Here is a 14,436-nt window from a genome sequence, read left to right as displayed (position 1 = left end):
CTATGTGTAATAAAATGTACGAGAATGTGAAATCTTTGGATTATACGAAAAAGTCCTTGCAGTCGGACTCCGATCCGGCTACAATGGAGGTGGTCACTCGAACCAATGCCGTCAAGTCTCCGACCAACAGCCCTGAGACCACAAAGCTGGTGTACACGGTAAAGGAGGTCGCACAGATGCTGGCCATCAGCCAGCGTGCCGCCTACAACCTGTGCAACAGCACCACCGAGTTCCGTGTCCTGCGGGCAGGCGGAAGCATCCGCATCCCGAAAGACAGCTTCGATGCGTGGCTCTACCGGGCAGCTTGATAAGGAGGCAAATCTATGGCATATATCACGAAACGCGGCAGTTCTTACAGCGTCCGCTACACCTATCAGGACGAGCACGGCAAGAGCTGCGACAAATGGGAAAGCTTTCCCACAAAAGAGGAGGCGGTAAAACGCCAGAAGCAGATCGAGCATGAGCTGGCGACCGGTAATTTCCTGATTCCATCCACGGTGACGGTGGCAGAGTTCCTGATGGACTGGCTGCCCAAGCAGTGCAGCAAGCACAAGTGGGCACCCAAGACCTACCAGTCCAATCTGGCCCTCATCCAGAATCTCATCATCCCCTATATCGGGGAGATGCAGATGCAGAAGCTGCGGCCCTACCACATCGAAGCCCTGTACGACACCCTGAGCAAGACCCCCTGCGGGCAGTATGTGGGCGGCAAGCGGCGAGACCTCTCGCCCAAGCAGCAAAAGCGCACCCTCTCCGGCACTACCCTCCATGAGGTCCACCAGCTTCTGCACAATTCCTTTCTGCTGGCGGTGGAGTGGGGCATCCTCATCAAAAGCCCCGTCCCGGTGGAAGCGCCCAAAAAGACCACCCAAGAGCGCAGCATCTGGGAAGTGGAGGAGATGCGGGCAGCGCTGGACAGCATGGAGGATCCTATCCTGCATCTGGCAGTGCACCTGACGCTGGTGGGTGCGCTGCGGGAAGGGGAGGTAGCAGGTCTGACCCCGGAGGACATCGACTTTGATGCCGCCAACGGCATGGGTACCTTCACCGTCAACCGTTCCATGCAGCGGGTGCAGAAGGACACGCTGGCGCAGGTAGACAAGGGCTGCATCCTCCGCATCTTCCCAGACAAGCTGGAGGGCAGCAAGACCTCCCTCATCCTGAAGGACACCAAGACCGAAGCCTCCTGCCGCACCATCTTTATGACCGCTGCCCTGCGGGAGGAGCTGAAGCAGTGGCTGGAACGGCTGAAAAGGGAAGAAGCCCTCGACCCGGAGCGGTACCGCAACAGCGGAATGCTGCTGCGGCTCCCCAACGGTCTGGCGGTAGAGCCGGTGCTCATCCGCAAGAAGTTCCTGAAATGGCAGGACGCACACCCGGAGTTCCCGCGCATCGTCTTTCACGGTCTGCGACATTCCAGTGCCACCTACCAGTTGATGATCTCCGGCGGTGACATCAAGGCGGTGCAGGGGACCACAGGACACGCCAGTGCGGATATGCTGGTGAACACCTACGCTCATATCCAGCAGTCCTCCCGTGTGGAACTGGGCAAGAAGTTTGAAAGCGGCTTCTATGCCAAGCCCGACACTCCCAGCCCGCGGGCTGTACCCGCCGCAGGCGAACCCACCATCTCCATGACGGCTCTTTTGGAATTGCTCAAGGATGCCGACCCGGAAATGAAGGCAAAGCTCCGCCTAGCTCTGCTCAGCTGATGCAAAAAAGGGCACTGATTGCAATGCAATACAGCGCCCTACATAATCGGACATGGATAACACCGACCGTGCAAAAACCGTGCAGAAGCCGTGCACTCATGGCTTACAAAACAAAAAAGCCATGAAATCTTTCGATTTCACGGCATTTTCTGGTGCAGTAAAGCAATCCAAATCCGAACCATTTCCCTCGGATGCAACTTCTGTCGCTTCTCCAAAGGTGACGGTCTGTGTTCCTTCTTTATAATTAAAAGTTATCAAAACCTTATCATCATACAGATAAATCGCATTGATAAACGTATCCACCAGCGCCTGCCGCTGGTCTTTCAGGCTCATGTCCAGCTTGCGAAACCGCAGCAGCCAGAACCGAATGAATTCTTCGGTCACTTTCGGCTTCGCCAGCTTTTCTTCCGCAATGCGGGCTTCAAGCTCACGCTTGGTTTCTTCCAGCTGCTCCAGCCGCTCCTTGGTGGAACTGGTCAGGATTCCAGCTTGAATCGCGTTCAGCATATTCTGGATACCAGATTCCGCATCCCGAAGCTGCTTCTCATAGAGTGGAATGTTGGTGTTCTCCTTATTTTGCAGTTCCATCACCTTGGCGATGATGGATTCCATAGCGGCATCGTCTTTCACAAGCTGCATGGTCTGGTTGACTACCAAATCTTCCAGCCACTGTTTGCGGACGGTCTTTTTCTTGCAGCCCTTGTGCTTTTTGGCAGTAGCACATTTATAGTAGCGGTGAACTTCACCCGTCCGGCTCGTGCCGCTTTCGCCAAACATCAGCGCCCCACAGTAGCCGCAGAACAGCTTGGTGGTGAGCAGGTAGTCGTCCTCTGCCTTTCTACGGGCAGGGGCTTTCTTATTTTTAGCGATCTTCTCCTGCACATCCTCAAACAGTTCCAGCGGGATGATGGGCGGGACGGCATCCGGTACGACCACATCCCGGAATTTCAGTTCTCCGATGTACCGCCGGTTCTTGAGCATATGTTCAACGCTGTTATAAGTGAACGCACCGCCCACCGGGTTCTTGATGCCGTTTTCATTCAACCAGTCCCGGATTTCCTTCATGGTGGAGCCTTCATTGTACTTCTTGAACGATTCCATTACAAAAGGGGAGGTGAGAGGGTCAATGTGGAACTTCCGCTCCGAATCCAGCGTGTATCCAAAGGTTCCACGACCACCGTTGCAGCGGCCTTTCAGGATGTTTTCGGTCTGTCCACGTACGACCTTCTCGGCAAGGTCAGCGGAATAATACTCGGCATAACCTTCCAGCACCGATTCCAGAATGATGCCTTCCGGCCCCTCAGAGATGATCTCGGTGGCAGACATGAGCTTGACGCCATTCTTCTTCAGTTGGGTCTTGTACCGGGCACTGTCGTAGCGGTTCCGAGCAAAACGGTCCAGCTTCCAGACCAGCACAATGTCAAACAGCTTCTTGTCGCTGTCCTTAATCATCTGCTGGAACTCCGGGCGGTTGTCCGTCTTGGCGGAGATAGCACGGTCAATATAGTGCTTGACGATGGTGATGCCATTCTTCTCGGCATAAGCCGTGCATTCCCGGATCTGGCCTTCGATGGATTCTTCGCGCTGGTTGTCCGAGGAATAGCGAGCATAGATCACGGCGGTCATGGCGGGCACCTCCATTTTATACGTCATTGAACGGTAATACGTTCATCAAAGCAATGTTTCGTATAATGTATATACCACAGTTTTGCCCTGATTGCAAGCCCAATGATTTATTTTCATGATTCCAACAGACAAATTGTCTTAAGATTATATTCCGAGCAAAATGTGAAGTCCAAGCCCGGCCACGCCGCACAGGCACATGGTCAGGATGGGATTCCACTTGAGCTTCCGTAGGACAAAAAATGCCGATGCAAAACTGCCGATGCCGATCCAGTCTACGTTGGCGAGCGTCTTTGCACTCTCTCCGAACACCACCATAGACAGTATAGAAAGACCTGCACCAAAGATAAGCGCTACGATGACCGGACGCAGGCAGGCCAGAACACTTTGCAGCAGAGAAATATCCTTGTATTTACGATAGATGTAGGATAGAAGTGAAACAAAGAACAGCGCCGGTGTAATGCAACCTAGTGTTGCAATGATGGCTCCGGGTACCTGCGCGATACGCAAACCAACAAAAGTTGCCGAGTTGACCGCAATGGGACCAGGGGTCATTTCTGCAATCGTGATGAGGTCAGTAAACTCCTGCATCGTCAGCCAGCCATGTTGTTCCACCACTTGGCTCTGGATCAGGGGCATGGCCGCATAGCCGCCGCCTACGCTGAACATACCCACCTGCAAAAAGCTGAGAAAAAGCTGTAAGTAGATCATTTTGCACCACCTTTTTTCCACTGGACCAGAGCCAGCATCACGCCGAATACTGCAGCGGCAAGGATGACCACCACCACATTGACATCAAACACCGTATTTGCAACAAACGCTGCGACCATCAGGGCAATATACACCCATGAGCGGGTCTTCAGCACCTTGCCGCCGAGGTCGAATACAACATCCAGAATGACCGCCGCCACACCAGCCTGCATTCCCTTGAGTAACAACGCGATATAGCGATTGGTGGCAAAAGCATTGTAGAACACAGAAATGACTGAAAGAATGACCATAGGTGGGATGATGGTGCCCAACACTGCCACGATCATTCCAATCAAGCCTTCTACCTGCCAGCCTACCAGAATTGCAGCATTGACCGCGATTGCGCCCGGAGAGGACTGCGCCAACGCTGTCATATCCAGCATTTCCTGTTCATCGATCCAGTGCAGCTCATCTACAAATTTTTTCTTCATAAAGGTCACGATGACAAAGCCGCCGCCGAAGGTAAAGCTGCTAATGTACAGCGTACTCAAAAACAGCTTCCAAAGCCGTGCTAACCGTGTACCGTATGTTTTATTTTCATCCATACAAGTTTTCTTCTCCTTTTTTTGATTTTCGGACAACTATATTCGTTTTCTTACTATTTCAAACAGCTTTTAACTGTTACTGCTTGCGAAAGCCCGTATTTTCCGGTATCCTTGTTTTAAGAACTGCGAAGCACGGAGGGAATCTCTATGAAACATAATACATTTCTCGTCAAGCCAGCGTCCAGCCTGTGCAATCTGCGTTGCCGGTACTGCTTTTATGACGATGTTTCCAACAGCCGAGCCTGCAAAAATATGGGACTGCTTTCCCATGAAATGGCAGGAGAACTGGTTGAAAAGGCTTTTGCAGCCACAGAAGAAGGCGGCAGCGTCCATTTTCTGTTTCAGGGCGGCGAACCGACTCTTGCCGGGTTGGATTTCTTCCGGTTCTTTCTGGAAACGGAGCGTTCCATGCAGCGCAATATCTCTGTGTTCCACAGCATCCAGACCAATGGCATTTGTCTGGATGAAGAGTGGGCTTCCTTTTTCAAAGCCAACTCTTTCCTCGTAGGCCTCTCTCTGGACGGCACACAGGAGAACCATGATCTCTATCGGCTGGACGCAACTGGGCAGGGCACATGGGATAAAGTAACTCATGCGCTTGCGCTGCTGGATGCCTACAGGGTCGAAACGAATCTGCTCTGTGTTGTGACCGGACAGCTGGCCAGAAAGCCGCAGCGAGCCTTCAAAAGCCTCTGCGAGTTGGGACAGCACAATCTGCAATTCATCCCATGTCTTGACCCACTTGATACGATTGGAGGGCAGGCATATTCTCTAACGCCGGAACTTTATGGTCGTTTTCTGTGCGGCGTCTTTGATACTTGGTATCAGCAGCTGCAACGAGGCAATTATATCAGCGTTCGCAATTTTGAGGACTATCTGCGTATCCTGCTGGGAATGCCGCCTACCTCCTGCGCTTCCTCCGGTTCCTGTGGACATTATCTTACCGTAGAAGGTGACGGAAGCCTTTATCCCTGTGACTTTTATGTTCTGGATGAGTGGAAGCTGGGAAATCTGAGCCACTGTACCGTTGAAGATGCGCTTGATTCTCCCACAAGCCAGACATTTCTGGCACAGGGCCGCAAACGCCCGGCGGAATGCGCAGCATGTGCTTATCAGCTGCTCTGCCGGGGCGGATGCAAGCGAGATTGGGATGCCTCTGGAAGCAACCGCTTTTGCGCAGCGTATAAGCAGTTCTTTGCCTATGTGCTTCCGCGCCTGCATACTGCTGCACATTTTCTGGCACAACAAAACCGATAAAGAGATTCTCCCGGAGAGCAGTACTGCCTCCGGGAGAATCTTTATTTTACCTTTTTGATCTTCCGGATGGAATGGCCATCGTAGAGGATGGGCTTCATGACATAAGTGTAGTTCCGGTCATCGCATTCGCCGGTGGAAATCATCTCCATAAGCCGCAGCGCAAGCTGACGTCCCATCTCGAAGCCTTGCTCTACGGAGCAGGTAACATCCTCCTGCCGATAAGTTTCTTCGGAATAATCAAAACAGACCAGCGAATAATCTTCGGGTACATTCTTCCCCATTTTCTGCAGGGTTTTCATGACCAGCCGATAGATGATGTAGTTGCAGCAGACGATAGCGGTGCATTTAGGGATGCTCTTCAGAAATCTTTCAATGGAACGGACATAGCTTTCGTTGTGGGCTTCGTCCGAAATACACCACTTGATGTAATCATCGTTCAGTTCCAAACCACGATTTCGCATCGCTTCCGCCATGCCTTGAAACTTTTCTACGCTCTGGTAGTTGTCGTACACGAAGATGCCTGCAATGTGGCTGTGTCCGGCATCCATCAGGCGTTCTATCAGCTGATGGGCACATTCGATGTCATTGATCGTTACGCGGGGGCAGCGCAAGTTCCGATAGAAGTTGTTGTAGAATATCACCGGGATCTTACGTCGGTAAAGCTCCTTGTAGCAGTCAAGATTTGGGCTGAGGATGCTCGATTTGACACCATCCACGATGAAACCGTGAAAATTCTGATGTACCACAGTCTCCAGACAGCGGCGTTCGTTGCAGAATTTGTTATCGGTCAGAAATACATGGAGGTCAACCTGCTCCTGCGTCAGAACACTGCGAACCCCTTCGATTAATCCCGAATTGGCACTTGTATCCTGTCCCTGCAGGACAAGGCCGATTTTATAAAGGGCATCATCTGTGTTCAAATCGCGCGTCATCACCTTTTCCCGGTGGAAATAGGTGCCGCTCCCTTTGACTTTGTACACGATTCCTTCATTCACCAATCGGTCAATGGCAACTCGAATCGTTTCCCGGCTGACGCCCAGCTTTCGGCAGAGTGCATTTTCCGAGGGCAGTCGTTGATTTCCAGAAAACTTGTTTTCGTCGATATAAGCCAGAAGCCAACGATATACCTGAGCAGATTTTTTCTCAGCAGCCGAGAGCATGGGCAAACGCTCCTTTTCAGTCGGTGATGGTGGGGCGGGTGCCTTCTGCGTGCTGTATCCAGTTCAGCAAGCGCTCACGAAGCTCCGCTTTGACGTCGGCGTATGCAGGATCTGCGACAACATTGTTCAGCTGCCACGGGTCTTTCTGCATATCATAGAGGAAGTCGTCCGCATACACATCAGATGCCGCAGCCTCGCCGCCATTGACACCGGGGGCATAGACAGAGTACATATAATCTGCCGTGCGGATGCAGCGGCCGCAGCGGCTCTCCGAGATTTGGGCGTAGACCTCATTAGCTCTATTATGATTTTTCTTTTCCACAACGTCAAGCAGATTTTCGCCGATCATCTTGTCGCCGACATCCACGCCTGCCAAAGCCAACAGAGTCTTGGGGATGCTCTCGGTGCTGACCAGCTCGGTGACTTCCTTGCCGCCCTTGAACGGGCCGCCGCAGATGACCAGCGGCACATGCAGGCAGCCGTCGTGGCACGAGCGCTTATAGTCATCGTATCCGTTCAGATGGGCGTCGCGGTTGCGGGTCTTGAAATGAGAGCCATGGTCGGAAGCGTAAAGGATAACAGTATTCTCATACAGACCCTTTTCTTTCAGTTTTTCCACCAGCTTGCCGAGGTTCTCGTCGAGGCTTGCGCACTGTCCCAGATAATCCGGATACTCTTCTGCTGCATTGCCGCCCAGAGCCTTCAAGTCTTCGGGGAGGACAAAATCCGCAAATCGCTGCTTCGAGCCGTTGGGGCCTTCGTAGTGGTTGTGGTCATTCTGATGGTGCGGCTCAATTTGGGATACGGTCATGAAGAAGGGCTTTTCGCCGGTGTACTGGTCGAGGTAGTCCAGCGCGAACTGGTTGATGCAGTCAGCACGGTAGCCCTTAAAATCGATGCGGTTGTTGTTCTCGTCGAACACATAGCCGTCGTAGCCGTGGGAGGTAAATTCCAGCACATCGGCTGCACGCCAGTAGCCGGTGTAGCCGCCGCGCAACTCCAACGGAACGGCTGTAATGGTATGGTCAATGGTCGGCTTCTTTTCCAGCTCGCCATCCGAGGCCAGATGCCACTTGCCGACATAGGCAGTTTCGTAGCCGGCATCTTTTTCCATATACTCGCCCAGAGTCTTGATATTCGAGGGCAGCATCAGGTTATTGCGGAAACAGCCTGTCTCAGTGGGGTATTTTCCGGTCTGGAATAGGGCGCGGCAAGGGCCGCACACCGGCTGGGGAGAGAAAGCATTGTCAAATTTTACGCCCTCCTCTGCCAGCTTGTCCAGATTGGGTGTGACGTTGAGCGGCTGGCCGAAGCAGCCGCAGGTATCCCAGCGCTGCTGGTCACTGAAGTAGAAAATAATGTTATATGCCACGGTCTTTACCTCCTTTTACTGTTCCACTTTCGCGTTCTTCGTTTCCTTCATCTTGCCGCGCAGGATGCCGATGATAACCACCACGATTAGCGCGATAAAAATCCAGCAATACACACTGCTGAAGAAGATTTTGGGACTTCCATCCGAGATGAGCAGGGCGCGGCGGAAGTTCGTCTCGGTCATATTGCCCAGCACCATGCCCAGCAGCACAGGGACAGCGGGCAGCTCCAGCTTGCGCATGAACCACGCCATCACGCCGAACACCAGCGCAACGCTCAAATCAAAATAGCTGCTGTTCACCGAGTAAGCACCGGCGAAACAGAAAATCACGATGATGGGAGTCAAGATCTGCTGAGGGATGGAGACGACCTTTGCAAACAGGCTAGTCAGGTATTTGCCCTGCAGGAACATGAAGATGTTCACGAGGATAAGGCCCAGCATGATGGCATACATGATAGCGCCGTCGGTGGTGAACAGCGAGAGACCGGGGTTCAGGCCATTTATCATCAGGGCCGACAACATGATGGCCACGCAGCCGTCGCCGGGGATGCCCAGCGTCAGCAAGGGAATCAGGGTCGCGCCACAGACGGCATTGTTGGCAGACTCAGCAGCCGCAACGCCCTCCACAGAACCGTGGCCGAATTCCTCGGGATGCTTGGACAGGTTCTTCGCAGTGTTGTAGGAGAACCACGAGGCCTCCGACGCACCCGTGCCAGGTACGATACCAACACAGGAACCGATGATAGAACCCATCAGCACTGGTCGGAACATCCGCTTGTATTCATCTTTTGTGATTTTGCCGTCATCATTGCCGATTTTTCCGGCGTGAAGGTTCAACTCATTCCGCTTCAGCTCTGCCTTGCCAATGATTTCCACCAGTGCGAACAAACCGATGAGGGTAACGGCAAGGTCAAGACCCAGATACAGACGGGGAATACCAAATGTAAAGCGGTCATAGCTGGTCATGGGGTCTGCGCCCACACAGGAAATAAGCAAACCAAGGCAGGCGGCGATGATGCCCTTGACAAGGCTCTTACCAGAAACGCCTGCAATAATCGTCATGCCGAACAGGCAGACCATAAAGTACTCCGCCGTGCCGAGCTGTGCCGAAATCTTTGCGACCTGAGGGCCGAGGAAGAGCAGCACCAGCGCAGAGAAGATACCGCCAAAGGTAGATGCATAAAGTGCAATTTTCAACGCCGCCTTAGTGCGGCCCATTTTGGACAGCGGATAGCCGTCCAGCATAGTAGCCGCCGCGTGGGGCGTACCCGGCGTGTTGATAAGGATAGCCGATACCGATCCACCATAGCCACCTGCGCAGTAAATGCCCAACAGGAACATCATGCCGGGAATCGCACGCATGGTATAAGTGACAGGCAGGAATAGGATGATGCAGAGGATAACACTTAATCCCGGGATGGCCGCGAACACGCAGCCAATAAAGACGCCGAGGTTTATCCAGATGATATTTTCGAGGGTGAAAAGCAGCCCGGAGGCCGGGCCGATAAAGTCAAACAAACCCATATTCTGCCTCCTCAGAAACTAACATTCAGCACAAAGTGGAATACGACCCAAATCAGCACAGCCATTGAAACTGTGATGGCATAGTAAAGGGGTTTCTTGCAGCGGAAAAAGACCAGAAATGCCAGTGCGCAGAATACAGCGCCCACAACAAACAGATCCGTGACCTCTGCCAGCAGATAAGTGACCACCAGAATGAGGACGATGACGAGTGCTTTTGTTTCCACCAAAAGATTCAGCGTTTTAGTTTTGGTCGGGCGGTGCATCACCATGTTGTATGCCTCGCGGCCCACCAGAAGGGCGCTCATGGCCAGCATGAGCCAAATCAGCATCGTCGGGAAAGCGCGGCCATTCACAACGTCTTTTTCCGAGATCTGCACCTGCTGCGGCATGATGAGCAGCAGCACGATGCCAATGACCAGAAACAGAATGCCGCAAATCAGGTCTACCGGGTACTCGATGTTCTTCTGTTCGAGCTTTGCGCCCCATTCATCCAGTTTTGCTTCGGCACGTTCTATCAGATTTTTCACTTGTTTCAACTCCTTTTTAAATATAAAAGCAGGGAGAAGGGGATGTCCCCGTTCCCCCTGCTTCAGCTTTTTGTCGCTATGAGGGCTTTTTATCAGCCTGCCACGATGTCCTTATACTGCTCGACGATGCTCTTGACGTTCTCAATATGAGCTTTGACGTCATCTTCGCTCATCGTATCAACTTCCAGCAGCATGGTATCGTTCAGCCACTCGACCATTTCCTGATCGGCAAGGATCTTATCGTACAGCTCTTTCAGCTCTGCAATCTTTGCAGCATCGGTACCCTTGCGTGCCATCACGAAGCAGCGGTTGCGGAAGTAAGGATAGCCCTTGGAGCCAACGCCCTCAACACCAGCGAAGGGGCCGTTCTCGATGGCCTTATCGTCGAATGCGCAGACCACATCAACGCCGCCCTGCTGGTAGGTCTCAAGAATCTGAGACTGGTGAGAGACCGCGAAGTTCGTTTCACCCTTAGCTACAGCCTGTGCAGCCTCCGCAGCGGACTGGTACGGAGTCAGTTTCAGCTGGTCGCCGGCACCCATAGAGCCGAACAGAGCCGCTGCCAGGAAAGCCTCGGAGCCGGTAGCGCCGTTAACGGCCACGGATACGGGGTTGCCTGCCTTGACATAGGCCTCCAGATCGTCCAGATTCTTGAGGTTCAGTGAAGAATCAGCAGACAGGACGAAGACGGAGGAGTACAAGTTCTCCACGAACTCGAAATCGTCGTAGCTGAACTGCAGCTTGGCCGGATCCAGAGTCTCGGTAATGGCGAACAGACCCTCACCGGCGAAGACCAGTTCCTTATCATTTGCCTTAGTACTGGACACCCAAGTGTTGACAGTAGCAGCATCGCCCTTGACGGCTTCAGCAACCAGTGTGATTTTATTATCAGAATAATCAGGGGACTTGGCAGCAGCCTTTTGGCTGACCATCGCTGCTACACCAGACGGTGCCCACGGACAGGTAACTTTCCAGCTCTCCTGTTTGCTTCCGCAGCCGGTAAGCATCGACAAAGCAAGGACACCGGCGGTGACCAACGCCGCAATACGCTTTTTCATCATTTTACTCTCCTTTTTTGTTTTGCCTTTTCGTGTGGTAGCAAGCACTTCACCGTGCTTTTGTTACCAACAAGATAACATTTCAAGCAATTTTAAGTCAACAAATTTTTTTATTTTGCAAAAAAAGTTGTCTGGTAAAAGAGCTAAATGACCACATCTGTATTTTGCTATAGAAAACTTATTGTGCATATTGCACATCCGCTTGAATCATCTTTGTGCAGCTTAAATTCTTTCATGATGTAAAGTGTATCATATTCATAATAGAAGTCTTACTATTGTCTCCATTCATAAATAATTTCTTCGGAATCATCTTGACGTACCCTACGAACCATGATATTCTCTATCACAAATCCCACTGAACTTGTAGATTGATTGCAAATCTTCTGCAAAAGTGGTTGGTTATCACCGTGAGACCCACCACTTCAGTGAGGGAAAGTCCGCAAAAGAATTTACCGCCCCGCAACACACCCGATTCATTTTGCCGCCGATTCACCCCGACAAAATCCATCGCTGCGCTGCTTGGGCGGTATTTTTCTTTATGGGAAACGTACCTTGAAAATTTCATAAGCCGACCGGACGTGATACCGACTTTTCGTCAACGCCGCTGCAAAACAGGGGTAGGAACTTCGTTCGGAGCAAACGGTGACTCCCATACATGAGCAGAGACCTTTTACTTATTTTTTGCGTCTTAACAATTCGGAAACATTTGTTGAAAATGCGTTTTGAGCGCAGCGGTAGAGGGCAAGAACCGTCCCGTGGCCACAAATTTTCAATTCTTGAAAATGTTGTGTTCCACCGGGACTTCACTTCTTCAATGCGTCTGCATTTCCGATGTGATCTTGTTGGGGCGTGCCTGCCCCAAACCCTGCTCATGGTTCGCACCTGATGGTGCGAACAGCAATGGCGTGTCGTGCTTACATAACTTCACCGAGGAGTTATCGAACAGACAGGAGGTACAATGACCAAAACGAATGTTCAACTGACCCCTAGCAATTCCCAGCACCACGACACGCCGAACAACAAAACGCACGTCATCAAGTTCCGTGTGACAGCGGAGGAAAAAACGTCACTGGAACTCACTTGCAAACTCCTGAATCTCTCCCTCTCCACTTTCATCCGCCGTGCCATCCACAACGTCAAAATCGAGAAAACGGTCATCGTTGCCGGCGGCGGAGAAGAAACCCTGACCGCTGTTTCCACCCTGCTTGCCCAGTGCAACAAGGTGGGCGGCAACCTCAACCAGCTTGCAAGGCACTTCAATTCCGGCGGTGCGGACACCGAGCAGATCCGGGCGAAACTCCTTGACGAACTTGCAGACCTGACTGCATTCCGGCTCAGCGCCGAGAAAGTTCTGGGTGAACTGTATGGCAACGCTCAAGCATATCAGCTCTAAGAACTCGGATTACACCGCCATCGAAGCGTACCTCGTTTACCAGCACGACGCGTTCACCGGAAAACAGCTTCTGGACGAACAAGGCAGACCGAAGCTGCGGGAATCCTACCTGCTCGATACCCTTGAGTGCGGCGATTTCTCGTTTGCAACAGCCTGTCTGCTGGCAAACCGCAAGTATGGCAAGAACACCCAGCATGGTGATATCAAAAGCCACCAGTATATCATCAGCTTTGACCCAAGAGATGCAGCCGACAACGGCTTGACCATGGAAAAGGCACAGGCACTTGGCCTGAAATTCTGCGAAGAAAACTTCTCCGGTCATCCCGCCATCGTCTGCACCCACCCGGATGGGCACAACCATTCGGGAAACATCCACGTCCACATCGTGATCGGCAGCATCCGAATGCGCGAGGTGGAACGCAAGCCCTATATGCAGAAGCCCCGTGACTGGCTAGAGGGCATGAAGCACTCTAGCACAGCCCAGACCATGCGGCACTTGCGTGTTGAGGTCATGGAGCTGTGCGAGGGTGCCGGACTGTACCAGATCGACCTGCTCAACGGCTCGAAAGAGCGCGTGAGCGAAGCCGAGTATTGGGCGCGCAGGCGCGGCCAGTTGAAACTTGACCGTGAAAACGCAGCCCTCACTGCAACCGGACAGCAGCCCAAGCAGAAGAAGTTTGAAACCATAAAAGACACTTTGCGGAAGCAGCTTTCGTCTGTGCTGTACCGTGTTACCAGCTTTGAAGATTTTTCTGATAGGCTTATGCAACAGTATGGCATCACCGTCAAGGAAAGCCGTGGTCGGCTCAGCTATCTGCCCTCTGGCAGAACGAAGTTCATCCGGGCGAAACATCTCGGTGACAAGTTCGATAAGGCGGCAGTGCTTGCCACGTTGCAGGCAAACGCCGAACGCAAACCCAAGGTTCAGTTCAAGCAGGATACCATCGGGAAACTGATCGACATCCAGTCGAGGGTGACCGAGGACAAGGGCATCGGCTATAAGCGTTGGCTCACGAAACACAATCTCAAAGTTATGGCACAGACCGTGAAGCTTCTGCAGGAAAAGGGCTTGACCGACGAGGACGCCCTGAACCAGCGCATCACCGAACTGGAAACCAAGTATCACGACTCGCTGGCGGTGGTGAAAGACCTCGAAGGTCGCATGAAAACCAACAATGAGCTGCGCTATCACGTCGCAGCCTACACCAACACCAAGAACATCGAACAACAGTTAAAAGCCGCAAAACGACCCGCAGCCTTTGAAGAACAGCACCGTGCAGAACTGACAGCATACCGGACGGCAGCAGCCTATCTCAAGGCAAACAACATCACGAAGCTGCCCAGTCCGAAAAAGCTGGAAGCCGAGTATGCGCAGCTGGCATCCGAAAAGGCAAAGTTCTACGAGCAGTACAAAGAAGCCAAGGAAGAACTGCTCAAACTGAAAACCGCAAAGCAGAATGTTGCGTCCTTTTTCCGGGAGGAAGAACAGGCGCAACAGGAGAGATAAAGGAGTGT

The 14,436-nt window shown here is 52.3% G+C and carries 13 protein-coding genes; 5 read left to right on the top strand and 8 right to left on the bottom strand.

All coding sequences use genetic code 11. From position 1 onward, the window contains the following. Positions 1 to 14 precede the first annotated feature (14 nt). Together J3350_RS08500 and xerC are read left to right on the top strand one after the other, a co-directional pair. Positions 15 to 308, top strand: a complete 294-nt coding sequence (locus tag J3350_RS08500) for a helix-turn-helix domain-containing protein (RefSeq protein ID WP_097777000.1) — start codon at positions 15 to 17, stop codon at positions 306 to 308. A gap of 15 nt (positions 309 to 323) precedes the next feature. Further along, a complete protein-coding gene (xerC, locus tag J3350_RS08495) occupies positions 324 to 1,712 on the top strand; it encodes a tyrosine recombinase XerC (RefSeq protein WP_207686323.1) in 1,389 nt (462 codons plus the stop codon). Positions 1,713 to 1,808: 96 nt separating this feature from the next. Here the strand turns inward: xerC and J3350_RS08490 are convergent, their stop codons facing one another. The 3 genes from J3350_RS08490 to J3350_RS08480 form a co-directional block, all read right to left on the bottom strand. Continuing rightward, entirely contained in the window at positions 1,809 to 3,338 is a 1,530-nt protein-coding gene (locus J3350_RS08490) for a recombinase family protein (protein WP_207686322.1), read from the bottom strand. Positions 3,339 to 3,482: 144 nt separating this feature from the next. Further along, entirely contained in the window at positions 3,483 to 4,046 is a 564-nt protein-coding gene (locus J3350_RS08485; RefSeq protein ID WP_015536709.1) for a chromate transporter, read from the bottom strand. Next, a complete protein-coding gene (locus J3350_RS08480) occupies positions 4,043 to 4,630 on the bottom strand; it encodes a chromate transporter (RefSeq protein WP_207686321.1) in 588 nt (195 codons plus the stop codon). Before J3350_RS08480 ends, J3350_RS08485 begins: the two co-directional genes overlap by 4 nt. A gap of 147 nt (positions 4,631 to 4,777) precedes the next feature. Between J3350_RS08480 and J3350_RS08475 the strand changes: the two genes are divergently transcribed. Then, positions 4,778 to 5,887, top strand: coding sequence for an anaerobic sulfatase maturase (locus tag J3350_RS08475; RefSeq protein ID WP_207686320.1), 1,110 nt, complete (start codon positions 4,778 to 4,780; stop codon positions 5,885 to 5,887). A gap of 41 nt (positions 5,888 to 5,928) precedes the next feature. Here J3350_RS08475 and J3350_RS08470 read toward each other — a convergent pair whose 3' ends face one another. From J3350_RS08470 to J3350_RS08450, 5 genes are all read right to left on the bottom strand, one after another. Then, positions 5,929 to 7,047, bottom strand: coding sequence for a GntR family transcriptional regulator (locus J3350_RS08470; RefSeq protein WP_207686319.1), 1,119 nt, complete (start codon positions 7,045 to 7,047; stop codon positions 5,929 to 5,931). A gap of 16 nt (positions 7,048 to 7,063) precedes the next feature. Continuing rightward, the gene (locus J3350_RS08465; RefSeq protein ID WP_097776425.1) at positions 7,064 to 8,419 is read right to left on the bottom strand and encodes a sulfatase-like hydrolase/transferase; all 1,356 of its coding nucleotides are present in this window, start codon (positions 8,417 to 8,419) and stop codon (positions 7,064 to 7,066) included. A 15-nt stretch (positions 8,420 to 8,434) separates the two neighbouring features. After that, positions 8,435 to 9,943, bottom strand: a complete 1,509-nt coding sequence (locus J3350_RS08460) for a tripartite tricarboxylate transporter permease (RefSeq protein ID WP_015536705.1) — start codon at positions 9,941 to 9,943, stop codon at positions 8,435 to 8,437. Between the two features lie 11 nt (positions 9,944 to 9,954). After that, on the bottom strand, positions 9,955 to 10,470 hold the full coding sequence (locus tag J3350_RS08455; protein WP_113991662.1) for a tripartite tricarboxylate transporter TctB family protein: 516 nt from the start codon (positions 10,468 to 10,470) through the stop codon (positions 9,955 to 9,957). Between the two features lie 92 nt (positions 10,471 to 10,562). Continuing rightward, complete coding sequence (locus tag J3350_RS08450) at positions 10,563 to 11,528, bottom strand: tripartite tricarboxylate transporter substrate-binding protein (RefSeq protein WP_207686331.1); 966 nt, start codon at positions 11,526 to 11,528, stop codon at positions 10,563 to 10,565. A 958-nt stretch (positions 11,529 to 12,486) separates the two neighbouring features. Here J3350_RS08450 and J3350_RS08445 point away from each other — a divergent pair. Together J3350_RS08445 and J3350_RS08440 are read left to right on the top strand one after the other, a co-directional pair. Continuing rightward, positions 12,487 to 12,921: a plasmid mobilization relaxosome protein MobC gene (locus tag J3350_RS08445; protein ID WP_097840115.1), complete on the top strand. Its 435-nt coding sequence runs from the start codon at positions 12,487 to 12,489 to the stop codon at positions 12,919 to 12,921. Further along, the gene (locus tag J3350_RS08440) at positions 12,893 to 14,428 is read left to right on the top strand and encodes a relaxase/mobilization nuclease domain-containing protein (RefSeq protein ID WP_207686318.1); all 1,536 of its coding nucleotides are present in this window, start codon (positions 12,893 to 12,895) and stop codon (positions 14,426 to 14,428) included. The genes J3350_RS08445 and J3350_RS08440 overlap by 29 nt, the downstream gene beginning before the upstream one ends. Positions 14,429 to 14,436 lie beyond the last annotated feature (8 nt).

The organism is Faecalibacterium sp. Marseille-Q3530 (assembly GCF_017377625.1).
Classification (GTDB): domain Bacteria; phylum Bacillota; class Clostridia; order Oscillospirales; family Ruminococcaceae; genus Faecalibacterium; species Faecalibacterium prausnitzii_E.
This window is presented reverse-complemented; position numbering and strand designations above follow the sequence as displayed.

Excerpts from the sequence above, each read along its gene's own strand:
- J3350_RS08460 (WP_015536705.1), bottom strand. The coding sequence starts at position 9,943 with ATGGGTTTGTTTGACTTTATCGGCCCGGCCTCCGGGCTGCTTTTCACC.
- J3350_RS08485 (WP_015536709.1), bottom strand. The coding sequence starts at position 4,046 with ATGATCTACTTACAGCTTTTTCTCAGCTTTTTGCAGGTGGGTATGTTC.
- J3350_RS08470 (WP_207686319.1), bottom strand. The coding sequence starts at position 7,047 with ATGCTCTCGGCTGCTGAGAAAAAATCTGCTCAGGTATATCGTTGGCTT.
- J3350_RS08440 (WP_207686318.1), top strand. The coding sequence starts at position 12,893 with ATGGCAACGCTCAAGCATATCAGCTCTAAGAACTCGGATTACACCGCC.
- J3350_RS08475 (WP_207686320.1), top strand. The coding sequence starts at position 4,778 with ATGAAACATAATACATTTCTCGTCAAGCCAGCGTCCAGCCTGTGCAAT.
- J3350_RS08490 (WP_207686322.1), bottom strand. The coding sequence starts at position 3,338 with ATGACCGCCGTGATCTATGCTCGCTATTCCTCGGACAACCAGCGCGAA.
- J3350_RS08445 (WP_097840115.1), top strand. The coding sequence starts at position 12,487 with ATGACCAAAACGAATGTTCAACTGACCCCTAGCAATTCCCAGCACCAC.
- J3350_RS08500 (WP_097777000.1), top strand. The coding sequence starts at position 15 with ATGTACGAGAATGTGAAATCTTTGGATTATACGAAAAAGTCCTTGCAG.
- J3350_RS08450 (WP_207686331.1), bottom strand. The coding sequence starts at position 11,528 with ATGAAAAAGCGTATTGCGGCGTTGGTCACCGCCGGTGTCCTTGCTTTG.
- xerC (WP_207686323.1), top strand. The coding sequence starts at position 324 with ATGGCATATATCACGAAACGCGGCAGTTCTTACAGCGTCCGCTACACC.
- J3350_RS08480 (WP_207686321.1), bottom strand. The coding sequence starts at position 4,630 with ATGGATGAAAATAAAACATACGGTACACGGTTAGCACGGCTTTGGAAG.